The sequence below is a fragment of the Alteromonas sp. ABH4_452 genome (assembly GCF_056311825.1).
Genome location: NZ_CM149973.1, coordinates 2166670 through 2190803, shown reverse-complemented (window position 1 = coordinate 2190803; position 24134 = coordinate 2166670). Strand labels below are relative to the sequence as shown.

Annotated in this window: 20 protein-coding genes; 15 read left to right on the top strand and 5 right to left on the bottom strand. The window is 44.6% G+C overall.

Going from position 1 to position 24134, the window contains the following annotated elements:
* Nucleotides 1-75: 75 nt before the first annotated feature.
* Entirely contained in the window at nucleotides 76-933 is an 858-nt protein-coding gene (locus ACYX4N_RS09345; protein WP_476056433.1) for a class I SAM-dependent methyltransferase, read from the bottom strand.
* 84 nt (nucleotides 934-1017) lie between these two features.
* Here ACYX4N_RS09345 and gloB point away from each other — a divergent pair, with 84 nt between their 5' ends.
* The 4 genes from gloB to ACYX4N_RS09325 all read left to right on the top strand — a co-directional run bounded on the left by gloB (nucleotide 1018) and on the right by ACYX4N_RS09325 (nucleotide 6931).
* Nucleotides 1018-1809, top strand: coding sequence for a hydroxyacylglutathione hydrolase (gene gloB, locus ACYX4N_RS09340; RefSeq protein ID WP_476056360.1), 792 nt, complete (start codon nucleotides 1018-1020; stop codon nucleotides 1807-1809).
* Between the two features lie 64 nt (nucleotides 1810-1873).
* Nucleotides 1874-3538, top strand: a complete 1665-nt coding sequence (locus tag ACYX4N_RS09335) for a LysM peptidoglycan-binding domain-containing protein (RefSeq protein WP_476056359.1) — start codon at nucleotides 1874-1876, stop codon at nucleotides 3536-3538.
* Nucleotides 3539-3617: 79 nt separating this feature from the next.
* Nucleotides 3618-4655: an ion transporter gene (locus tag ACYX4N_RS09330; RefSeq protein ID WP_476056358.1), complete on the top strand. Its 1038-nt coding sequence runs from the start codon at nucleotides 3618-3620 to the stop codon at nucleotides 4653-4655.
* 113 nt (nucleotides 4656-4768) lie between these two features.
* Nucleotides 4769-6931 carry a TonB-dependent siderophore receptor gene (locus tag ACYX4N_RS09325; RefSeq protein ID WP_476056357.1) on the top strand — a complete coding sequence of 721 codons (2163 nt, stop codon included), beginning with the start codon at nucleotides 4769-4771 and terminating at the stop codon, nucleotides 6929-6931.
* Nucleotides 6932-7007: 76 nt separating this feature from the next.
* On the opposite strand, the gene cysS is transcribed toward ACYX4N_RS09325, so the two are convergent.
* Nucleotides 7008-8390, bottom strand: coding sequence for a cysteine--tRNA ligase (gene cysS, locus ACYX4N_RS09320; RefSeq protein ID WP_476056356.1), 1383 nt, complete (start codon nucleotides 8388-8390; stop codon nucleotides 7008-7010).
* Nucleotides 8391-8573: 183 nt separating this feature from the next.
* Between cysS and ACYX4N_RS09315 the strand changes: the two genes are divergently transcribed.
* From ACYX4N_RS09315 to ACYX4N_RS09285, 7 genes are all read left to right on the top strand, one after another.
* Nucleotides 8574-9065 carry a peptidylprolyl isomerase gene (locus ACYX4N_RS09315; protein WP_476056355.1) on the top strand — a complete coding sequence of 164 codons (492 nt, stop codon included), beginning with the start codon at nucleotides 8574-8576 and terminating at the stop codon, nucleotides 9063-9065.
* A gap of 135 nt (nucleotides 9066-9200) precedes the next feature.
* Nucleotides 9201-9926, top strand: coding sequence for a UDP-2,3-diacylglucosamine diphosphatase (gene lpxH, locus ACYX4N_RS09310; protein WP_476056354.1), 726 nt, complete (start codon nucleotides 9201-9203; stop codon nucleotides 9924-9926).
* Between the two features lie 321 nt (nucleotides 9927-10247).
* Complete coding sequence (locus ACYX4N_RS09305; RefSeq protein ID WP_476056353.1) at nucleotides 10248-11831, top strand: alkaline phosphatase; 1584 nt, start codon at nucleotides 10248-10250, stop codon at nucleotides 11829-11831.
* Between the two features lie 14 nt (nucleotides 11832-11845).
* A complete protein-coding gene (locus tag ACYX4N_RS09300) occupies nucleotides 11846-13768 on the top strand; it encodes an alkaline phosphatase (RefSeq protein ID WP_476056352.1) in 1923 nt (640 codons plus the stop codon).
* Between the two features lie 83 nt (nucleotides 13769-13851).
* Nucleotides 13852-14625 (top strand): hypothetical protein, encoded by a 774-nt coding sequence (locus ACYX4N_RS09295; RefSeq protein ID WP_476056351.1) that lies wholly within the window; start codon nucleotides 13852-13854, stop codon nucleotides 14623-14625.
* Nucleotides 14626-14791: 166 nt separating this feature from the next.
* Nucleotides 14792-15406: an OB-fold-containig protein gene (locus ACYX4N_RS09290; RefSeq protein ID WP_476056350.1), complete on the top strand. Its 615-nt coding sequence runs from the start codon at nucleotides 14792-14794 to the stop codon at nucleotides 15404-15406.
* An 18-nt stretch (nucleotides 15407-15424) separates the two neighbouring features.
* Entirely contained in the window at nucleotides 15425-17194 is a 1770-nt protein-coding gene (locus ACYX4N_RS09285; RefSeq protein WP_474857053.1) for a flotillin family protein, read from the top strand.
* A gap of 41 nt (nucleotides 17195-17235) precedes the next feature.
* Here the strand turns inward: ACYX4N_RS09285 and ACYX4N_RS09280 are convergent, their stop codons facing one another.
* A complete protein-coding gene (locus ACYX4N_RS09280; RefSeq protein ID WP_476056349.1) occupies nucleotides 17236-18141 on the bottom strand; it encodes a LysR family transcriptional regulator in 906 nt (301 codons plus the stop codon).
* Nucleotides 18142-18251: 110 nt separating this feature from the next.
* Between ACYX4N_RS09280 and ACYX4N_RS09275 the strand changes: the two genes are divergently transcribed.
* From ACYX4N_RS09275 to gtfA, 3 genes are all read left to right on the top strand, one after another.
* Complete coding sequence (locus ACYX4N_RS09275) at nucleotides 18252-19007, top strand: SDR family NAD(P)-dependent oxidoreductase (RefSeq protein ID WP_476056348.1); 756 nt, start codon at nucleotides 18252-18254, stop codon at nucleotides 19005-19007.
* Nucleotides 19008-19237: 230 nt separating this feature from the next.
* On the top strand, nucleotides 19238-19417 hold the full coding sequence (locus ACYX4N_RS09270) for an oxidoreductase-like domain-containing protein (protein WP_020743842.1): 180 nt from the start codon (nucleotides 19238-19240) through the stop codon (nucleotides 19415-19417).
* A gap of 383 nt (nucleotides 19418-19800) precedes the next feature.
* The gene (gtfA, locus tag ACYX4N_RS09265; protein ID WP_476056347.1) at nucleotides 19801-21297 is read left to right on the top strand and encodes a sucrose phosphorylase; all 1497 of its coding nucleotides are present in this window, start codon (nucleotides 19801-19803) and stop codon (nucleotides 21295-21297) included.
* 101 nt (nucleotides 21298-21398) lie between these two features.
* On the opposite strand, the gene ACYX4N_RS09260 is transcribed toward gtfA, so the two are convergent.
* The gene (locus ACYX4N_RS09260) at nucleotides 21399-21821 is read right to left on the bottom strand and encodes a winged helix-turn-helix transcriptional regulator (RefSeq protein ID WP_476056346.1); all 423 of its coding nucleotides are present in this window, start codon (nucleotides 21819-21821) and stop codon (nucleotides 21399-21401) included.
* A 174-nt stretch (nucleotides 21822-21995) separates the two neighbouring features.
* Here ACYX4N_RS09260 and ACYX4N_RS09255 point away from each other — a divergent pair, with 174 nt between their 5' ends.
* The gene (locus ACYX4N_RS09255; protein ID WP_476056345.1) at nucleotides 21996-22985 is read left to right on the top strand and encodes a YhdH/YhfP family quinone oxidoreductase; all 990 of its coding nucleotides are present in this window, start codon (nucleotides 21996-21998) and stop codon (nucleotides 22983-22985) included.
* A 119-nt stretch (nucleotides 22986-23104) separates the two neighbouring features.
* Here the strand turns inward: ACYX4N_RS09255 and ACYX4N_RS09250 are convergent, their stop codons facing one another.
* Entirely contained in the window at nucleotides 23105-24118 is a 1014-nt protein-coding gene (locus ACYX4N_RS09250; protein ID WP_474857058.1) for a zinc-binding alcohol dehydrogenase family protein, read from the bottom strand.
* Between the last annotated feature and the right edge of the window lie 16 nt (nucleotides 24119-24134).

Genomic DNA, 24134 nt, shown 5'->3' with positions numbered 1-24134 from the left:
GTTAACGCTTGATACAGCCTTTTAGTTAAAAGCCTAGCCCGCTGTACGTGCGCATGGCATATATATTTAAAACCGCTAACGCAGCGTACGATTTACCGAGGAAGTCCTTACACTAGCCCCCACCGCTGAAAAGCGCGGTTTTAAGTTACGTTTAGGTTTTATGGCCGTCATTGGGATTACCCGCTTTTTCGCAAGTATTACATACACCGCACTGCACCAAGGCAGGTAAGATGCTAAATAGTGCTGAAGCTTAGCGGCTCCTTTCCACCGCTGCTGAAAAAACAGCGTAGAAAAAAGCACTTGGCGCTGCTCAACAATTTCAAAACCAAGTAACTGAAGCCAATCTTTAATGCGATAGGATGTAAAAAAACGTGCATCGTGCAAAATATTTCCGCGCTTAACGGGTAGGAACTTGGCGATACCGGCAAGACTTAATGGGTTAAAGCCACTGATGATGACATAACCGTTTTGCGTAATAACACGGTCTACCTCTCTTAATATCTCGTGAGGGTCTTGAGCGAAATCTAACTCGTTAGCCAATAGAAAGCCATCAACACTATTTTCAGAAAAAGGTAAGGAATGCGACTGCCCTACAATGGTATTTTCTCTGCTAATAGTTGATTCGCGGCTTTCATCCAGTGACTGTGAAGATTCAACATTATTGTCTGAGGTGTTAATAGATGCAGTGTTGCCGTCTAACTGGCAGCCAAATTGATTATCAAAGGGCACTTGATTGATGTGGTGCCTAATAGGGCTAGTGTTTAAATTAATCTCGGCACTTAAAGAGCCTAGCTTAGCAAAGTGATACCCAAATATGCGCTCAGCATAATCGCTACACACGGTATTCACGGCATCGCGGATGTACTCACCTGCGGGGAAATCGTCCCAGCTTGTCGGGTAGCGAGGCGGTTTGGCTCTAAAGGCCGATCTCATTAACACTGCGCGCTCTTAGGTTGCTCTGCTGTTCACAAGTCCCTATAGTAACGCATAATTCTACCTACACAAGCAGGTACTCTTATGACGGCAGAAACGCTTCCTTCAGAAGTAACAATTCATCCTATCCCCGCTTTTACTGACAACTACATTTGGTGCATTCACAACGGTAACAGCGCTATTGTCGTTGACCCGGGTGATGCTGAACCTGTATTGGCTTATCTTAAAGCTAATAAATTATTGCTTAGTGCGGTTCTTATTACCCATCATCATAGAGATCATACTGGTGGCATTGCTAAGCTAGTATCTACTGTACCGGATTTACCAGTTATAGGGCCAAGAGGCAATCATATAAGAGGTATTACCAAATCGGTGGCACAGGGCGATACCGTAACACTTCCTGTGTTTAGAATGGCACTGCAAGTTATGGAGGTGCCGGGTCACACGCTAGATCACATCGCGTTTTTTGGTCATGGCGCACTATTTTGTGGTGATACGTTGTTTTCCGCTGGCTGCGGGCGTTTATTCGAAGGCTCTCCAGAGCAAATGCATCATTCTTTAAATAAGTTAAAGCGATTACCTGACACTACCAAGGTGTACGGCGCCCACGAGTATACGCAAGCAAATGTTGCATTTGCTCTTGCTGTTGAGCCTGATAATACGGCACTAAACGACTACGCAGATTGGGTCAATACTAAGCGAGAACAGAATCAACCCACTTTACCGAGTACCCTTAAAGAGCAAAAAAGCATAAACCCATTTTTACGAGCTCATGAACTTTCTGTGAAAACTGCTGCCGAAGCCTATTGCGAAAATAACCTGGCTGACGATGTAGCGGTATTTGCTGCAGTTCGCCGCTGGAAAGATGAGTTTTGATGCAAAAGTAAGCCGATTATCGTAATATTGCCGGTTTGCAGTGCTCCAAGAGGTTTCTTCATATATGCAGTTGAAGTTTTTCCCTCTATCGCCGTTATTGTTGGCGATAGGTTTAACGGGTTGTCAGATAACAGATAATAATAGTGACAATGCACAATTAGAAAGTAACGAAAATGCTTCGCTAGAAGCGTGCAGTGACATTCATAGCAATGAAGAAGCTATTTCTGATTGTGAGTTAGCAAGAGATGGCGTTGTTGAAGTCGTGCACCCAAATGACGATACGCTAGAAGAAGGTGTCGAACTTACCGCGACACCTGACATGCATACGCAGGCTGTTGTAACTGACGTGTGGGAACGTGCTAGCGCAAATTTTGCTTTACCCATACCTGACAATAAACGCCTGAACGCCCAAAGAAAGTGGTATTTAAAGCACCCAGAATATATGGCTCGCGTGGTTAAGCGTGCCAAGCCCTTTCTTTATTACATTGCAGAAGAAATTGAAAAGCGTGACATGCCGATGGAGCTAATTCTCTTGCCTATCGTAGAAAGCGCATTCGACCCTTTCGCCTATTCTCATGGTCGAGCAGCCGGTATGTGGCAATTTATCCCAGGCACCGGTAAGCGGTTTGGGATGGACCAAAACTGGTGGTACGACGGGCGCCGCGACGTTGTTGCGTCAACACAAGGTGCACTGGATTATCTTACCTATTTAAATGAGATGTTTGACGGTAATTGGCTGCACGCATTAGCGGCCTACAACAGCGGTGAAGGCCGTGTTCAACGAGCGGTTAAAGCCAACAAACGTGCAGGAAAACCTACCGACTTCTGGAACTTAAACTTACCTAAAGAAACCCGTGCGTATGTGCCCAAGTTATTAGCCCTTGCTGATATTCTTAAAAACAAAGATGAATATGCGTACTCTTGGCCAGAGGTAGAAAACGTAGCCGTTATTGAGGTGGTCGATATTGGCTCTCAGGTCGATTTAGCGTTTGCGGCGGAACTTGCTGGCATGTCTTTAAAAGAACTTCACGGTTTAAACCCTGGGTTCAACCGCTGGGCCACATCTCCAGATGGTCCGCACCGCTTAGTACTTCCCCTTGATAAAGCGGCTGCGTTTTCGCAAGCCCTTGCTAAGATTGATCAAAAAGAGCGTCTTAATTGGGTACGTCACACCGTTAAGTCTGGCGATAGCTTAGGTAAAATTGCAAAGCAATATCACACCACAGTGAAAGTGCTGAAAAGAATAAATGAGTTAGACTCATCAATGATCAGAATCGGTCAAGCGATAATGGTACCTGTAGCGCTTCAAGAGTTAGACAGCTATACCTTATCGCAAGAGGAACGTTTAGCCAGTCTGCAAAATAGCAGCTCGTCTCAGCAAAAAGTGCGTCACACCGTTAAATCTGGTGATACGCTATGGGATATTGCGCGTAAGTACAAAGTAAGTACTAAGCAGTTAGCTAAATGGAATGGTATGGCACCGGGTGATACGCTTCGACCAGGAAAAGCTCTGGTTATTTGGCAGAAAGGAAAAGCGCAAGCCGGGGTTACTAAAAAACTAACCTACACGGTAAGAAACGGTGACTCGTTATCACGTATCGCCAGCAAGTTCAAAGTTAAGGTAAGTGACATTGGCAAGTGGAATTCGCTAAACACTAAGCGCTATCTGCAACCCGGTCAAAGACTTAAACTGTATGTAGACGTGACAAGGTTGAACGCATCGAGCTAGTGACTCGGCCTAGATTAGCATTAACGCGTTTTCCTTTAAACGGTCATATCATACGTTAAATCACGAAAAGGATATGGAAATGCTAAGAATTAACCGAGAAAATCTGCGAAATAGTCACGAAACGCCTTGGTTAATTTTAGATTTAGTCATGCTAGGTATACTGTTTGTAAATCTAGCGTGGCTTATTTTCGATGCGCTTTATGCTACCGATTTTGTATACGGTCTTTTGGGTACATATTTCCCCGCCTTTCTTAACGCTTACGATCCTATTCACGCCAACTTTTTGTTGGTCGATTTAGTTTTTATTGCCATATTCTTTACCGAGTTCTGCTTTCGTTGGGCCGTTGCTATTGTTCGTAAAGAGCATTTACGCTGGTACTTCTTTCCGTTTTTGCACTGGTACGACATTATTGGCTTAATCCCAACGGGCCCTACTCGTCTATTCCGCTTCTTGCGAATATTCTCCATACTACACCGCTTGCACAAGTTCGAAATTATCGATTTAAATCAAACCGCCGTCTTTCGCTTTTTTGCCTTTTATTACGACGTGTTTGTTGAAGAACTTAGCGACCGGATTGTTGTTAAAGTGCTAAGCGATGCGCAAAAAGACATCTCAGCAGGTTCGCCTTTATTAGACGATATCAATGCACAGGTACTAGCGCCTCGTCGACCCGTCATAACGCAGTGGATGGCTGGTGTCATCAACCATTTAGGCCAATCTATTCAAAGCGAAGAACATGGCGAGGTAATTCGAGAGCATGTACGAAAAAGCGTGGGGAAAGCGGTGAGAAGCAATGCACAAGTATCCTCGCTGCATTACCTTCCTGTTATCGGCAAAACCATTGAAAATACATTAGAAGAGTCAGTTACCGACATTGTTACCACATCGCTAGTAAACCTGTTAAGCGACTTGGATGCAGAGCGCATCGACCATTTCATCTCTGTCGGTATGCACGACTATACTCCTACTGCGGACGCACTAGATAAAGAAGTGCTTAGCGTTGTAAATGAATGCTTAGAGCTTGTAAAAGCGCACGTTGCACAGCAGCGCTGGAAGTCACATTTAACTGAAAAAGAGTCGACGATACCCACTAGTAAGCCAGATGTAAATCAATAGATTAGGCGATTATTAACAACAACCTCAATAGTTAACAATAACTATTATCATTACCTTTCAAATGATAGACTAAAGTTCAATATCTTAATATCTATCATTAGAGGAAGGGATTTATGGCGTCTAGTAAGCCATCATTAGCGAAACCTAGTATTTCAAAAAAGACTATTTTCTCATTGTCTGCTATTGCGTTAGCTGTTTTTGCTTCAAGCAATACATTTGCCCAGCAAACTGAAGAAGAAGAACAATTAGAACGCATTGAAGTAAACCCTATGCAGTCTTATAGAAGCACTGCAACAAAGTCATCACTTCGCCCTATTGAATCGCCTGTAAGCATTAGCGTTATTGATCAAGATTTATTGCAGCTTCGTCAAGCCGATTCAGTGAATAAAGCGCTTCGTTACGTTTCTGGTGTTACCACTGAAAGCCGCCCTACCATTACTATTTTCGACCAGTTTACTATTCGTGGCTTTACTACTTACCAAACGTTTTACGATGGCTTACCTCTTCTAACCAATAATAGTTGGAATCTTTACCCTCAAGTTGATGCGTTTGCTACTGAATCTCTGGAAATATTAAAAGGTCCGGCCTCATCCCTGTACGGTCTGGTTCCACCTGGTGGCATGGTCAACCAAGTGGCTAAATACCCTAAAGACGAAGATGAAACTCTTGTGAGAGCAGCGTTGGGGTCTGACAGCCTGTTTGAACTAGGTTTAGACACCGCGGGCGCACTTACTGACAATGCTCGCTATAGACTTGTAATGCTAGGAAGAAAGCGTGACGGATTCCAAGACACGACAGAGACCGAGCGCTACACCATAGCGCCTTCTGTTACGGTTGATATTAGTAGCGATACAGAACTTACACTATCTGGCTACTACCAAGATGACCCAGAGATGATTCCATCAACTCCTCTTCCCGGACAAGGTTCCTTGTACAGCGACCAGTTTGGTAAGTTAGATCCAAGTACCTACGCAGGTGATGAAAACTGGAATAGCTTTTCACGCGAAGTGCTTATGCTTGGCTACAAACTAAATCACCAAATCACAGATAGCTGGTCAGTACTGCAAAAGTTCAGATATACAGATTCAGAAGCGCTTCAACGCAACACTTACCACTCTGTGTTAGATGCTGAAAACGATTTGTACCGCTCTGCCTATCTAACCGACGAAGAAACCGATGGTGTAACGGTAGATACCCAGCTTGCAGGGCAAATAGTTACTGGCGAACTAGTTCACAACCTTCTGTTTGGTGTCGACTATCAAGATTCTGATTCTACAGTAGCCTATCGCGATACGTTAGGTACGAATACACCGCCATTGAACCTTGTGAATATTGATAACGACCTTTTCGATGTTAGCGCGCTACCGCTCGATTTCTACCAAGAAGATCACAAAATTGATGTTGAACAACTCGGTTTTTATGTTCAAAACGAAATGCAGTTTAACAACATCACTGTGTTGTTAAATGGTCGCTATGATAACTTTGAAAGTACTGATGTCGCTGCAAATGTTTACGACGGTTTTGAATACGGTGGCACTACCGAGATTGACCAAGATGAATTTTCAGGCCGTGTGGCCGCTATGTATAACTTCGATTCAGGTTGGCGCGTATACGCGAACTATTCAGAGTCTTTTGAACCTGTAACGGGCGTAGACTCGGTAACAGGTGAAGCCTTCAAGCCGACCACCGCCGATCAAGTTGAAGTAGGTACTAAGTTCCAATCAAGCGATGGCGCGACTACGTTTACCGGTGCTTATTTTGTTCTCACTAAACAAAATGTTGTAGTGAACACGCCAGATTTTGCTCAGCGTACCCAAACTGGTGAAGTTGAGTCAGAAGGTGTTGAGCTAGAATTAAGTACAAATATCACACCTGCCCTTTCGCTTCAGGCTAATGCGACTTTCTTAGATATGGAAGTGACAGAAAATGAGCTAGACCCAGATGAAGTGGGCAATACGCCAGTATGGGTAGCCGAGGAAAGTGCTTCATTGTGGGCTAACTACCTGTTTGACGACAACTTAGATGGTCTAATGGTGGGCGCTGGCGTACGTTACGTGGGTGAAACGCAGGCAGATAAGTACAACTCTGACCAAGTGCCTTCATACACCTTAGTCGATGCTGTTGTCACTTACGACATGCCAGACTATGACCTGAGGTTAACGGGTAGTGTAAGCAACTTGACCGACAAAGAATATGTAGGTTCATGTTTTGATACCAACAACTGCTGGTTTGGGGCACAGCGTCGCTTCGAAGTGGGTATAGAAAAGCGCTTTTAATCCATACAAAAAAGCCCACATCTGTGGGCTTTTTCAATCTATCTAACTTGTAAAAATGCTTATCGACTCCGGATAGTTAGGCTTTACGCCACGTAGTGCCGCTTGGGCCATCTTCTAACACTACGCCTTTTGCGTTTAACGCATCGCGTGCAGCATCTGCGGCTGCCCAATCTTTAGCAGAACGGGCATCGTTACGTTGTTTAATTAAGGCTTCAATCTCTGCTGCTTCGTCATCGTTGCCCTCGCCACCTTTAAGGTAGGTGTCAGGATCGCTCTGTAGCATACCCAAAATTGCGCCTAAACCTTTTAGCACCGCAGCCAGTTTACCCGCTTCTTCAGCGTTGTCTTTTTGGCGGTTAAGCTCACGAGCAACATCGAACAATACAGAAAACGCTTCAGGTACGTTTAGGTCATCATTCATGGCCGCTTCGAAACGCGCTAAATAACCGCCGTAACTAAGGTCTGTACTTTCGTCTACTACAACGCCACGTAGTGCAGTATATAAACGTTCTAGGGCTGCCTTCGCTTGAGTAATATTGTCTTGAGAGTAACTTAACTGGCTACGATAATGCGCTGACATCAAGAAGAAACGCAAAGTTTCTGAATCGTGCTCTTTAAGCACATCGCGCAAGGTAAAAAAGTTGCCTAAAGACTTAGACATTTTTTCATCATTTACCTGTACCATACCCGCATGCATCCACACGTTTACGTATGGCGTATCGTACGCGCAGCACGACTGGGCTACTTCGTTTTCATGGTGTGGAAAGGTTAAATCCGAACCACCACCGTGAATATCAAAGTGCGCACCAAGGTGCTTGTGGTTCATTGCAGAACACTCTATGTGCCAGCCTGGGCGCCCCTCGCCCCATGGCGACTGCCACGCTGGCTCACCAGGTTTGGTGGTTTTCCACAATACGAAATCTAGCGGGTCGTCTTTACCTGCCGCTACTTCAACCCGGGCACCGGCTTTAAGCTGCTCTAAGTCTTGTTTGCTTAACTTACCGTAATCTTCATACTTGCTTACGTCGAATAGCACATCGCCGCTTTTAGCTTGATAGGCGTAGCCTTTGTCCATTAGACGCTGAATGATTTCAATGATCTCATCCATATGCCCACTTACTGTCGGCTCAACGTCAGGCTCTAGTAAGTTAATTGCCGCAAAGTCTTCGTGCATCATAGCGATAGTGCGTGCAGTCAGCGCTTCAAAGCTTTCGCCGTTTTCATTGGCACGAGCAATAATCTTATCGTCGATATCCGTGATATTACGCACATACTTCACATCTAAACCAAGGTGACGCAAATAACGTACTAAAACATCGAAACTTAGGTAGGTACGGGCGTGACCCATATGACTTAGGTCATAAACGGTGATACCACACACATACAAACCCACTTTCCCTTCTTGAAGCGGAACAAACTTCGCTTTTTCACGGGTTCGGGTATTGTAAAGATGTAGCATGTCTATATTTCCTATTTGTCATAATTTTGGGGCGCAAAGTTTAGCACTGTCACGATTTAAATGGTACAAGCCATTTGCAGCGATATTGCTGTTATTTGCCATACCCGCTCTTTGCGCTAGCTACCTGTTTTGCGCTAAAATGCCCCCACTTTACATATACGCTAACACACAGGACAAACCACAATGGTTACGTTAAAAACAAATTTCGGTGACATCACCCTAGAGCTTTTTGAAGATAAAGCACCTAAAACAGTCGCTAACTTCCTTTCTTATGTAGAAGACGGCTTTTTCGACAACACAATCTTTCACCGTGTAATTAACAACTTCATGGTTCAAGGTGGTGGTTTTACACCTGATATGGAACAGAAAGATACTAAAGAGCCTATCGAAAACGAAGCTGACAACGGTGTTGCGAATGAAGTAGGTACAATCGCGATGGCGCGTACTCAAGACCCACACTCAGCTACAGCACAATTCTTTATTAATGTGAACAACAACGACTTCCTTGACCACACTAGTAAGTCAGTAAACGGTTGGGGCTACTGCGCGTTTGGTAAAGTGGTTGAAGGTATGGACGTGGTAGAGAAGATCAAAGCGGTTAAAACCGGTAACAACGGCTACCATCAGGATGTACCTGTTGAGCCAGTGATCATTGAAAAAGCAGTTGTAGCATAAGTAACTGCTTAGATAATAATTACAACACCTGACTAAATTTTGGCTTGGCTGGCATGCTGTTCAAAACAAGCCTTTAGTTATATTAAAGCCGCGTGAACGTTAACGCGGCTTTTTAGACCACACTTAAGAAGATTTATGTCGTTCACCTACTTCATTGCTGATTTACACCTAAGTGCCGACCGCCCTGATATTACAGAATGCTTAATGCGCTTCTTAAAAGAAGACGCGATTAATGCTGATGCACTATATGTTCTTGGTGACTTATTTGAAGTGTGGATTGGCGACGATAATGTCACCCCGTTCAATACTGCTATAGCGACAGCCTTTAAAGAGGTAAGTCTGCACTGCCCTATTTACTTTATTCACGGCAATCGCGATTTTGCCATACGAGAAAAGTGGCTATCAAAAGCAGGCATGATCTTGTTAAACGAACAAGAGGTCATAGACTTGTACGGCACACCTACCCTGCTGACCCATGGTGACGAGTTATGTACACGCGACGTTGCTTATCAAAAGTTTCGCAAAAAATCTCGTGGTTGGTGGTGGCCTCGTCTAATGCTTGCCCTACCTTTATGGTATCGCCAACGCGTAGCCGATAATGGCCGTAAGGAAAGTAAGGCTAAGCAACAAAACCTTAAACCAGATATCATGGATGTTACCCCAGAAGAGGTAGTGAAAGTGATGGAAAAGTGGGGTGTGCAGCGCATGATCCACGGGCATACACACAGACCAAACATTCACAGCCTTGAAGCTAATGGCAAACCTGCGACTCGAATCGTGCTCGGCGATTGGTATGATCAAGGTAGTGTTTTAAAGGTTACCCCCTCAGAAGCTATGTTACAACATCACAATTTTAAGTAAGCAAATCTGACACTTACAGATGGTCCTACCTCTTTTTTTATTACCATTAATAATATTTTATATGTGTGCCCTTCTTTACCTCTAACTCACTATAAAACGTAAGCTTTGTCAAATTTCAATCGACCGTAAAATTTCTCCAAAATACAGTTTTGTGACATTTATGACAGTTCAGTAATATAAATGTCAAAGAATTGTCACCTTCTCTCCATACGCTCTCCGTGATTTAACAATTCACTCCCCATGCAAGGAATGATGATGGGTAGTGATTGGATGTCTAGACAAAACCACAACCAATACAAACAATACGTTTAGGAAAAAATCATGAATCGTAACTGGAAAGTGGCATGTACTGCTGTTGCTCTAGCGGTTTCTGCTAGTCTTCAAGCGGCAGTGTTACCCGAGCACCAAACTAACAGCGCTTGGTTTACCGACGCACAATCAAAACTAAATACAAAGTTACAAACCAATAATCAGTTCAAAGCAAAGAATGTTATTTTGTTTGTAGGTGATGGTATGGGTATCTCAACCCTCACCTCAGCAAGAATTCACAAAGGTCAATTAGCGGGTAACCCTGGTGAAGAAGGTTATTTGAGTTTTGAAAGCTTTCCACATACGGCCTTGGTTAAAACCTACAATGTAGATGCTCAAACCCCAGATTCAGCGGGCACTATGACCGCTATGATGTCGGGCCTAAAGACTGACGTGGGTGTAATTGGCGTTGACGAAGATATTGAACGCGGTGACTGCTCAACCGTTGCAGGCAATGAAGTTATTACTGCGCTAGAGCTTGCTGAAATAAAAGGCCTGTCTACAGGTATTGTTTCGACAGCCCGTATCACTCACGCTACCCCTGCGGCAACTTACGCAAAGTCAGCAGATCGCAACTGGGAAGATATTTCCGACATGCCAGAAGCCGCTGTAACCGATGGCTGCTTAGACATTGCTGACCAGCTAGTGAACTTTGAAAGCAATTTAGAAGCGCGTTACACCGGTGTTGACGTTGACGGTATTGAGGTTGCTATGGGCGGTGGTCGCCGTCATTTCTTGCCAAAAGACGCCGCATTCAATAGCCCTGATGCAGTGAGTGATGTCGAAGGTGATAGAACCGATGATCGCGACCTTACGGCTGAATGGCAGACCATGTACGAAAATGGTGTATATGTTTATGACCAAGCAGGTTTTGACGCGATAGACACGGAGAGTGTTGAACGTGTATTCGGTCTTTTCAACGAGTCGCATATGCAATACGAAGCAGACCGTGGAAATGACATCGCGGGCGAACCATCAGTTGCAGAGATGACAGAAACGGCAATTAACATTCTTGATAACAACGAGAACGGCTTTTTCTTAATGGTTGAGTCAGGCCGTATTGACCACGCTCACCATGCGGGCAACGCGGCGGGTGCACTTACCGATACCCTAGCATTTGAAGAAGCAGTAATGACAGCGGTTGAAAATACCGATCCTTCTGAAACATTAATCCTCGTAACGGCTGACCACGGACACGTGTTCACTATCGCAGGCTATCCGAAGCGCGGTAATCCCATTCTAGGCAAAGTGGTTAACGTGGGTTCAGACGAACCTGCAACAGCGTCTGATGGCACGCCATACACCACACTCGGTTACACCAACGGTCTAGGTTTCCGCAACCTAGGTGATGAAACAAATTCTGATGCCACGTATGCATTAGAAAGCGCAGCAGGTCGCGTTGATATTACCAATATCGACACAACAACGCCTGGATATCACCAAGAAGCACTTATTCCACTTAGTTCAGAAACACACTCTGGAGAAGACATTGCGTTGCATGCCAAAGGACCTGGAAGCCAGCTTGCGCAAGGCGTAATAGAGCAAAACGTTGTTTTCCACTTGATTAATCAAGCGCTTGGCCTTGTAAACGAGTAAGTAGAGATAAGAATATGAACCTTTTTAAATTAAGTATAATTGCGGTAGCAGTAGCAGGTCTTTCAGCGTGTAGCTTGGAAGGCGACGATGGTAACGATGGCGCACCTGGTGCTGATGGCGCTGACGGTCAAAACGGTTTAACAAGCCTTACCGTGCAAACGGAATTAGCGGTTGGCGATGCTAACTGCCCTAACTCGGGTGTTCGCATTGACTCAGGCTTAGACGCCGATGCTGACGGCACACTTGGTGATAGTGAAATTACTTCGACAAGCTATGTTTGTGTTCCTGGCGTAAACAGCGTGAGCAATAGCGAACTACTCACTAGCCTCAATAATGAGTGGTTTGTGGCTGCTCAAAACGAAGTGGAAAACAATAAAGCGGTTTGGATGAACGCAACATCGGGTGAAAGTGCAGCGTCATCAAATGCGGCGTTTACTGCCACAGTTAATTCTAGAGAAGAATTAGACGCAATGGTAGCGAACCTACGCGGTAAAGCGAAAAACGTTATCTTGTTTGTCGGCGACGGCATGGGTGTTTCTACCGTTACCGCAGCGCGTATTTTAGATGGTCAGATGAACGGCCTAGCGGGCGAAGAAAACCAGCTTAGCTTTGACAAATTCCCATTCTCTGGGCTTTCAAAAACCTATAACGTTGATGCCCAAACACCGGATTCTGCAGGCACAATGACCGCGATGATGAGCGGCATAAAAACTGACGTAGGTGTTATCGGCGTAGACGAAGATATTGAGCGCGGTGATTGTTCTACCGTTGCAGGTAACGAGTTAGTTACGGCGCTAGAACTCGCTGAAATTGCAGGTAAGTCTACCGGTATTATTTCTACTGCCCGTATTACGCACGCTACGCCAGCAGCAACCTATGCAAAATCAGCAGATCGCAACTGGGAAGACATTTCAGATATGCCAGAAGATGCGGTTACAGCGGGTTGTTCTGACATTGCCGACCAGCTAATTAATTTCGAAGCTAACTTAGAAGCAAACTTTGAAGGCCTAGACATTGATGGCATTGAAGTAGTAATGGGGGGCGGACGTCGCCACTTCTTGCCGCGTGACGAAGCGTTCAACAGCCCAGATGCGGCGAGCAGCATTGAGGGAGATCGTACAGATGGACGTGACCTAACTGCCGAGTGGCAAGCCATGTACGAAAACGGCGTTTATATCTATGATCAGTCTGGTTTCGACGGCTTGGATACTGAAACCACTGAAAGGGTGTTTGCGTTATTCAACGAATCACACATGCAATACGAAGCCGACCGCGGCAACGACATTGCTGGTGAACCTTCTATCGCTGAAATGACAAGTGCAGCAATTAAAGTTTTAGATAACAATGAAGAAGGTTTCTTCCTTATGGTTGAATCCGGTCGAATCGACCACGCTCACCACGCAGGTAATGCTTACGGGGCACTTCATGACACTATCGCTTTTGCTGAAGCTGTTGATGCTGCTGATAAGCTTACTGATGATGAAGATACACTTATTATTGTAACCGCTGACCACGGGCACGTCTTTACCATTGCTGGTTATCCAAAGCGCGGCAACCCGATTTTAGGCAAGGTAGTAAACGTAGGTTCAGATGAAGCTGCTACAGCTGCCGACGGTACGCCATACACCACACTTGGCTACACAAATGGCCTAGGCTTTAGAAATCTGGGAGACGTTACTAACTCAGACGCAGCTTATTTAGAAGGCCCTGATACAGGTCGTAAAGACATCACTGATGTCGACACTACAGCACCTGGCTATCACCAAGAAGCCTTAATTCCACTGGGTTCGGAAACACACTCGGGTGAAGATGTAGGCATTTATGCTAAAGGCCCTGGCGCTTTCCTCGTCAACGGTACTAATGAGCAAAGCGTTATATTCCATGTTATGGATTTTGCAGGAGACTTTGTCTCTCAAGCAGAAAATGCAATGGAATAAGTTATTGAAAAAGTAATGCTAGGGCGGCCTTTGGTCGCCTTTTTCGCTTCGGTTAAGAACTTCATTTTCGGTAGGATAAATGAATGAAATTATTTAATGCATTTGCGCTTATTCTTTTTACAAGTGCGAGTACGTTTAGTTTAGCTCAAGTGGCTGAAACTTCGTCTGTAGTAAACGTATCTAATGAGCAGACGTGTAAAGAAGACAGCACCAGTCTGTTCGCTAAATATGAAATAAGCGTGACTAGCCCATCTAAAACTTTACAAACTACATCACTACATTTGTGGCGAAACGGCAATAAAGTCGCACATGAATACCCTGCCACCAATATTACTGAGTCATGGACACTTGTTAGAAACAAATTTATAAAACCTACTCGCTTTTTCGATGCTCATGAGCGCGCTATCGAATACCAGCCAGGTGAAACCATTCACGGAAAAAAAGAGACGGACTTTTCATACCGCTACCAACTCATTAGTGACAAACTCATTGATGCCATGAGCTTGGATAAAAAAGACGGAAAAGGATGCAATGCCGTTGAACACTATTCACTAGACAACGAACAAGGGCACTTCAAGCTCACATGGATTCCTCACTTAAAATTAGTCAGATCTTTTAGCGTTGATAGAAATGGGTATGTAAGAGATTGGGAGCTTACAAACGTAGATTTCGATGTGAACACGAGAGACTTCTTTGCAAAAAGACAAGACTATCAAAGTACTGACTATGCAGATATTGGGGATGACCACACTGATCCGTTTTTAACCAAAATGGTTACTCAAGGCTTTATTGAAGCTGGTGCCAGTGGCTACTACGATGAGCACGGTCACAGCATCGGTGAGGGTCACGCACACTAAACGTATAAAATCGCTCTCTAAATGGCTGTGTCTGCAGCTCAGCCATTTAGGCATCGTAAAAAGTTTTTGTTACAAACTAGCCCAAAGTACATGCGTTACGCGCTGGCTTAATTTTTGTTCTGTGGTATAAAGAATAAAAGCAAGTTAGTCATCATGGACGGTGTAAATGACAGATGTTCTTCTTTCCCCTGCAAATTTCTGGTTTAGCATTGCGCTTATAGCCGTATTCTTTGTTTTCATATTAGAACTAATAAGTACCATTTTCGGTACGAGCTTTTTGGGGCTTGGCGACGATTTTGCTGAAGTAGATGGCGAAGGCTTTTTAAGTACGTCGTTAGCAAACTGGCTAAATATAAATAAAGTTCCCTTCCTTATATACCTAGTTGTATTGCTTACTTTATTTGGGCTTGCAGGCCTGATGCTAAACGGCTTAACAGCCAGCATATTTAAAATTACTTTGCCTGCGGCTATCTCTGTTCCTCTCGCCTTCATTGTTGGGCTACTCGTTACTGCCAAAACCGTAAAAATTATCGCCGGTGTATTACCAAGCGTCGAGTCCAGTGCAATCAATAGCGAAGATTTTATCGGCTCCGTGGCGGAAATCACGATTGGTAAAGCAAGCCGTGGAAATCCTGCCGAAGCAAAATTTACCGACCATTATTCTCAGCCTCATTTTGTGTTAGTTGAACCATTCGAAGATGAAGAATTGTTCGCACAGGGAGAGCGCGTCATTTTAGTTCAGAAAAACCAACACAGCTGGTTAGCAACCCGCTACTTATAACTTAAAAGAGATAAAAGTATGGATACAATTCAACCATCTAGCTTGCCGTCAATACTCTTTATTGCCGGTGCTATTGTTGTAGGGCTTATCGTTATTGGCCTTATTTTTGCCAAACTATACACCCGCGCTACTAAAGAAACTGCGTTCGTAAGAACCGGTCTAGGCGGCGAGAAAGTCATTAAGGACGGCGGCGCTTTGGTTCTGCCTGTTGTTCACGAAATTATTCCTGTGAACATGAATACCCTTCGTATCGAAGTAGAGAAAATACAGAAAGACGCGCTAATCACTAAAGACCGCATGCGTGTAGACGTAAAAGCCGACTTCTATTTGCGTGTAGCGCCGAATGCCAACGGCATTTCAATGGCCGCGCAAACGCTAGGTACTCGCACAACACGCGCTGAAGAAGTTAAAAAATTAATGGAGTCAAAGTTTGTTGACGTGCTACGTGCCGTAGCTGCTGAAATGAGCATGACGGAAATGCACGAGCAGCGCGCTGATTTTGTACAAAAAGTTCAGCAGAGTGTAGCTAACGACCTTGAGAAGAATGGTTTAGAACTTGAATCGGTAAGTTTAACTGGCTTCGATCAGACAGACCTTCAGTTTTTCAATGAAAACAATGCATTCGATGCTGAAGGCCGTGCTCGATTGACTAAAATCATTGAAGAAAAGCGCAAAGAAACGAACGACATTCAGCAAGAAAACCGTATTTTCATTGAGCAGCGTAACCTAGCTGCCGAGAAACAATCGTTAGACGTAAAACGCGATGAAGAAGAAGCTCGCCTTGCACAAGAGCAGGTACTTGCTTTTAAACGCCAAGAGCAAAAAGCTGAAATTGCTAAGCAACGAGAAATGAAAGAACGTGAAGAGCGCGAGGCTGAAATTGCTAAAAACCGTGCTATCGAGGCGGCAGAAATTGAGAAATCTCGTGAAATAGAAACTCAGGAAATCGCAAAGCGCCAGGCGTTAGAGCAAGCGCGCATTCGCCAGCAGCAAGAAGTTGAAGTTTCAGAGCAAGTGAAGCAAATTGCTGTTGCTACCAAGTCGGAAGAAGAGTCTGCTGCACGCGCTAAAGCTGCAGAAGCTGAAAAGCAAAAGGTGGAAAAAGAAGAAGCAGTACTTACCGCTAAATCGGTAGCAGAAGCTGAGCGTAAGAAGCAAATTGAAGTTATCGATGCTCGCAAAGAGGCGGAGCGAGAAGCTGTAGGTATAACCGTTGAAGCACAGGCCAAGAAAGAGGCGGCTGAAAACTCTGCTGCCGCAATTCTGACAGAAGCCAAAGCTGCAGCTGATGCTAAAATGCTGCAAGCCGACGCGGACGAGAAAGTGCTCGCCGTTGAAGCGCAAGGTAAACAAGCCCTTTACGAAGCTGAGAATACGCTCAAGACCGAACAAATTGAGCTACAAAAAGCCCTTGCGATGCTTAAGATATTACCTGAACTTGTTGAGCAAGCGGTTAAGCCTCTTGAAAACATTGAAGGTATTAAAATTCTTCAGGGATACGGTCAAGGTAGCGGTGCAAAAGGTGAGCATACCGTTGCAACCTCAGGCAACGGTTTGGCTGAGCAAGTAACGCAGGCAGCGCTAAATTACCGTGCTAACGCCCCACTGGTAGACTCCATGCTGCGTGAAGTGGGTTTAGTCGATGCAGATAAAGGCTCGTTAGCAGACTTGGTTACCGGAAACAGCGATATCTTGGCTAAAGCAGGCGCAGTTAAGCCTAAGCCGGTTGTGGCTGCACCAGAAAACCTAAATGGCCATACAGCACAGGACGGCCAACCTATTGATTAACGGTTACTAGTAAAATAGTGAACTAAAAAAGCTAGGCCCTGTTATTTAACAGGGCTTTTTTGACCTAGCTTCTCAATTAACCACTCAGAAAATACTTTTAACCTAAGGGGCATTTGCCTTGTAGAGGGATAAAGGAGGTTAACCGGCATCGACTCCGCTTCGTATCTAGGAAGCACTCGAATTAATTTTCCTTCTTTCAGGTCAGACTCAACGCCCACGCTTGGAATTTGCGCGATACCTAACCCACTTACACAAGCCGTGAAATAGGCTTGAGTACTATTAACACTTAGTAAGCTTTGCATTTCAACGGCATGGCGCCTTCCATCTTTCATATATTCAAACTCTGGTGTTTTATGGCTTAGCGAGTGAGAATAATCAATGAGTTTATGATTACCTAAATCTGCCAGCGACTGCGGTATGCCCCACTTCGACGCATAATCAGGGCTTACACAGTTAAAAATTGGATAAGTTAAAAGGCGTCGGGCAATCAAATTGCTATCCGTTAATGCACCAACCCGTATGACACAATCAAACCCTTCTTTAATAAGATCAACTTTGCGATCGACGCTGCTTACTCGCAACGTAATTTTCGGGTAAGCAGAGATAAACTCTCCTAACAAGGGAAGCAGAATATTAGTTGCAAATCGACTAGGCATGTCGATACGAAGCTCGCCACTCACATTGTCTGGTGACGATATGAATTGTGATTGCAGGGCATCCCATTCACTTAGTAAGGCAATACTTTGTGGCAGAAATGTTTCTCCATCAGAGGTGAGAGAAACGCTTCGCGTACTTCGGTTAAAAAGACGTGTGCCCAACTGCTTTTCGAGCTTTGTTACCGCTTGGGAAATGCTTGATTTAGGCAGACCGAGTAGTGCAGCCGCCGCACTGAAGCTTCCTAATCTCGCAGTTTCCACGAACCGGGTAAGCATTTCGAACCTGTCCATTACTTCCCTATTGTTCACCAAATAAAAACAATGTTATCGCTTTAGGCAAGTTTTTCATACCAATTTAGGTCGATATACTCGTATGCAAATTAACCGACAGAGAGATGACAATGGCGATTGCATTAATAACAGGTGGAAGTCGAGGTCTTGGGCGCGCTGGCGCATTAGCACTGGCGAAAGAGGGGGTAGATGTCGTTATCACGTATAACACTAATCAAGCAGCGGCAGATGAGGTAGTTAAAGAAATTCAAAGCTATGGAAGAAAGGCCAGTGCCCTGCCCCTTAACACTGCTGACTCGCATTATTCTTTTCCCGAATTTCTGATTACGCTTAAACAAGTACTGAAGAGCCAATTTGGAAAGCAGGCTATTACCTACCTGATAAATAACGCCGGCATTGGCCTAAATGCTTCCTTTGAAGCAACCAGCATTAAACAGTTCGATACGCTATTTGATATGCATGTGAAAGGTCCTTATTTTTTAACCCAGACACTGTTACCTATTATTGAAGATGGCGGCGCAATATTGAATATCTCCTCTGGCTTGGCAAGATTTTGCTTACCCGGAAACAGCGCCTATGGAATGGCTAAAGGTGCTGTTGAAGTAATGACTCGCTATTTGGCAGCGGAGCTAGGAAATCGCAATATTAGAGTGAATACTCTTGCACCGGGTGCCGTTGAAACGGACTTTGGCGGAGGCTATATTCGTGATAACAGCGAAGTCAATAATGCTATAGCCTCTCAGACGGCTTTGGGCCGAGTTGGCAAACCCGAAGATATAGGTGGCGTTATGGCTGCGCTATTGAGTGATGATTGCTATTGGGTTAACGGCCATAGGATTGAGGCATCTGGTGGTATGAAGCTGTAACATCTTGCAAATTATGGCGTTAATGTCAGCTTTTGCTTGTTAACGAAAATAGATTGAACGCCTTTGGAACCTTTCGAGCTGCAAAGGCGTATCGTAAGGGGTAAGATATACAGTCAAAGTTTTATCACTTGTGCTTAAAGATTACGTTTAGGCGAGAGGATGTTGTTGAACCTTGGACGTATTATATGAGATTGAGTTATTTTCAAGGAACGAGATCGAGGATAAGTGTTATGAAGTCACTACCTGAAGAGCCGGAAAAACCATTAAGAGACGACTGTTGTGGCGGCGGTTCATGTTGCCCATGTATTTGGGACGTATACTATGAGAAGCTCGCTAAGTGGAAAGAAGCGAAGCGAGAATTTGAACAGCAAAACAACAAGGAAAAATTGCACGTTAGAACGCGAGACTAACTTTCGATAAAAAATTTAAACTGTTATATACCCAAGCACTATATGCTGAACCATTTCACTTTAAACCTTCCTTCAGTACGTTGAGTTTTCGCAAAAGTGCGTTAACAAAGTAACAGCACAGCCTCTTACCAGGCCTCATTTTGAAACTTCTCATTTACAAACTGCTCATGCACTGCTATTTTACTTAATCGATTAAGGTCATCCTTTACCGCGTACCTCAAACAAATTGAATAAGACCACGGTAAAAGATTAAGAATTAAGCTAAACCTGTTACATGGTCAATTGTGAACCTATCAGACTGGTAGTGCTTAATCTGTAGTAATGTGTGCTCGCGAAACGAAAAGCAGTACGAGCCAGCGCATGCTGAATTTTGGAGAATTATCATGTCTATACGCAATGGCGTTCAATTAATCACCTATGCAGATCGACTAGGCGATGGCAACATCGAGAGTCTGACAAGCTTACTTGAAGGTCCATTGAATGGCCTGTTCACCGGTGTTCACATCCTTCCTTTCTACTATCCTTACGATGGTGAAGACGCAGGTTTTGACCCTATTGACCACACGTCAGTGGATGAGCGCTTGGGCGATTGGAACAGCGTTAGAAAGCTGGGTGAGTCTGTAGATATTATGGCCGACCTTATTGTTAACCATATGTCAGGGCAAAGTGAAGCATTTAAAGACGTGCTAGCAAACGGGCGCGAATCTACCTATTGGCCACTGTTTTTAACTAAAGAAGATATTTTTAAGGGTAATGACCCAGCGCAAATCGACGAACAAATAGCACAAGTGTTCCGCCCTCGCCCAACGCCATTTTTTAGTGATTATGAAGTAGGCACAGAAACTGGTAAACCAGAAACGGTACCGTTCTGGACAACCTTTACCTCTAATCAAATCGATATAGATGTAGAGTCAGAGCTGGGCAAAGACTATCTATCGTCTATTCTTCAGTCGTTTACTGAGAGTAATGTTGACCTTATACGCCTTGACGCAGCAGGCTACGCCATAAAACGCGCAGGCTCGAACTGCTTTATGCTTGAAGAAACCTTTGAGTTTATTGAAGAGCTTTCTAACCGCGCTCGCGGCATGGGTATGCAGTGTTTGGTTGAAATACACAGCCATTATCAAACTCAAATTGATATTGCGGCGCGTTGCGACAGTGTTTATGACTTTGCGTTACCGCCACTTGTACTGCACACCTTGTTTACCAAAAACGCAGAGGCATTGGCATACTGGCTTTCAATTTCACCACGAAACTGCTTTACAGTGCTTGATACCCACGATGGTATTGGAATTGTCGATGTGGGCGCAAGTGGTGACAAGCCAGGCTTACTTAATGCAGACGCGATCAACGCGCTTGTTGAACAGATACACGTGAACTCTAACGGTGAATCTAAAAAAGCCACAGGCGCCGCAGCGAATAACGTAGACTTATATCAGGTTAACTGCACGTACTACGATGCACTAGGTAAGGATGATTTCGCCTATTTGGTCGCTCGTGCTATTCAGTTCTTTAGCCCGGGTATTCCTCAAGTTTATTACGGCGGCTTACTTGCGGCCCATAATGATATGGAGTTACTTGCCAACACCAACGTAGGTCGTGACATTAACCGCCCTTATTTGTCTACCGCCATGGTCGAAGAGGCAGTTAAAAAGCCGGTAGTTAAAGGCTTAATGCAGCTCATCAAGCTTAGAAACGAAAACAAAGCCTTTGCCGGAGCTTTTGACGTTACGTATGCGGATAGCACTTTAGTAATGTCATGGAGCAATGAAGGTGATGCAGCATCGTTAACCGTCGATTTCGCTGCAATGGACGCAACTATCAACACGGTTAGCAGTGGCGAAGAAAATACGCTTTCTATAGGCGCGTTATTAGCCTAAGCCGCGAGAGAGACACTCTCACTTAAACGTTGAAAGCGAGCATTGAGAGTGTCTCTTATCAGTGCTCGCTTTTTTGTTAATGTAAATGAGATTGACGTTCCTTACGAATTATATTCGTCGTCATACGCTCTTCCCCAATCGCATAGTTGACGCAGGGTTGGCTCTAATGTGCGACCTAACACGGTTAGCGAGTACTCCACCCGCGGTGGAACTTCGGCATACACTTTTCTATTTACCAGCCCATCTCGCTCTAACTCTCTAAGTTGCTGTGTCAGCATTTTCTGCGTCACACCCTGCAGCCTTCGTCTTAATTGACTAAAGCGAAGAGTTTTATGGCAAAGATGCCAAAGAATCACCCCTTTCCACTTACCGCCAATAATTTCTAACGACACCGCGACACCACAAATATATTGTTTCGCTTCACTGACTGTTCCGCCCGTTTTCTCGATATTTTGGTCTGTACTCTTTGAGCCTGCAGTACCACTCTCTGCGGTACTGTCCATGGATTTTAAACTTGCTGTCATTTTTCCTCCGAAACTGGCGTTCTCGCGATAATTTGCGTCTAAGCCTTTAAAGCTTTTTACGGGAAAGTCCAATAGTATCTTTTTGGGTACTACCCTACTAAAAAGTGCATACTTGCGCAAAGTTTATATATCGTCACAATGGGTAGCGTAAATTTTCGACCAACGGAGACAGGTATGACATCGTTTAAGGCTTTACTTGTAGAAAAACAGGAAGACAAATCATTCACTCGTGGCATCACAGAGCGCTCACTAAATGATTTGCCAGACGGCACTCTTCTCATCAAGGTAGATTATTCATCACTCAACTATAAAGATGCCTTGTCTGCAACAGGTAACCCTGGTGTTAGTAGAAATTTTCCCCACACCCCAGGCATAGATGCAGCAGGTACAGTGGTGTCATGTGATGACGGCCGGTTTAAAGAAGGCGATGAGGTTATCATTACAGGTTATGATTTGGGCATGAATACCCCAGGCGGCTTTGGCGAGTACATCCGGATACCTAGTGAATGGGCGGTACCTAAGCCAGATGGCCTTACGTTAAGAGAGTCTATGGTTATTGGCACTGCTGGCTTTACAGCTGGGCTGTCAGTACAAGGGTTAGTTGAACACGGCATAACGCCTGATAAAGGTGATATCTTGGTAACAGGCGCCACGGGTGGCGTTGGGTCTGTGGCAGTTGCACTGCTTGCCAAAGCTGGCTTTTCTGTAGTGGCATGTACTGGCAAAAAAGAACATGAGTCATTCTTAAAAAACCTCGGCGCAAGCAAAGTAATAACTCGCGATGAGCTGTTGGAAAGTAAAGAGCGCCCTATGTTAAAAGAACAATACGCGGGTGCTGTTGATACCGTAGGCGGCGAATATTTAGCGCAGGCTATTAAGGCAACCCAATATGGTGGTTCGGTAACATGTTGTGGGCTGACTGCTTCTGCCGATCTTAATGTAAGTGTATTTCCTTTTATCTTACGCGGCGTGTCTTTGCTAGGTATCGACTCAGTACAATGTCCAATGCCGCCTAGATTGAGACTTTGGGATAAATTAGCCAGTGAATGGAAATTAGAATGTCTTGACGACTTAACTGAAGAAGTGTCGCTAGATGACGTTAGCCATAAAATAGATGCTATTTTGAAAGGCGAATTATCGGGCAGAACATTAGTTAAGCTTTAACCTTTTTGAGCGTAAGAGCGCTTATAAAAAGACAGAAAAAGGGCTGAAGCCAATGCTTTTGCCCTATCTCGACACTAACACTCATGGCTCTCGGTAAGAGCCATGGTATTGGCATTATCTTAAAACGCTTCTAGTACTAATTTGCCAATTGCGCGGCCTTCTTCCAGAGTTTTGTGCGCCTCTATTAGGTTGGCAGCATTAATTTTCCCCAAGTGTTTGCCTACAGTAGTCTTAATTTTACCCTCATCGATAAGGCCCGCTACGTGAGTAAGTAGACGACTTTGTTCTGCCATATCATCAGTTTCAAACATAGAACGGGTAAACATGAATTCCCAGTGTAGTGACAGGCTCTTTTGTTTAAGCTTTGCTACATCCAAACTTTCTGGATCGTCAATTAATGCAAGCTTACCTTTAGGTTTCATCACCTCTACATAAGTATCGATGTATTGGTGAGTATTATTTAAACTGGCCACGTGTGTCACTTCACCAATGTTTAGCCCTTTAATTTGCTCAGCCATGGGTTTACTGTGGTCGACCACGTAATCGGCGCCTAATTCCTGCACCCACTGTTTAGAGCTTTCACGCGATGCGGTAGCAATAACCGTGGCCCCCGTTAGCGTTTTGAGAAGCTGTAACATTATGGAGCCCACACCACCCGCAGCGCCTACAACAAGTACCACTTCTTCGCTTTTTTCACTTTGCTGTTTCAGTTCGAGGTGATCGAACAACAACTCATAAGCGGTAATCGTTGTAAGAGGAAGCGCTGCTGCGTCGCTGTCAGATAATGACTTAGGCGCTTTACCGGCAATACGTTCGTCGACCAACTGAAACTCTGCGTTTGAACCAGCTCGGGTTAAATCGCCGGCATAGTAAACTCTATCACCAACTGCAAATTCGGTGACATCCGAGCCAATATCAACCACCTCGCCTACTGCATCCCAGCCAAGTATTTTAGGTTCGCCACCCTCTGGATTTACTCGCTGACGAATTTTGTAGTCGACAGGGTTAACCGCTATGGCGCTTATCTTAACTAGTAGATCACGACCCGATGCACTTGGCTTATCAATTTCCAAGTCTATTAACGCATTAGGCTCATTAATATCAAGTGAGTGGGTATAGCCAATAGCTTTCATGATTCGTTCCTCCTTT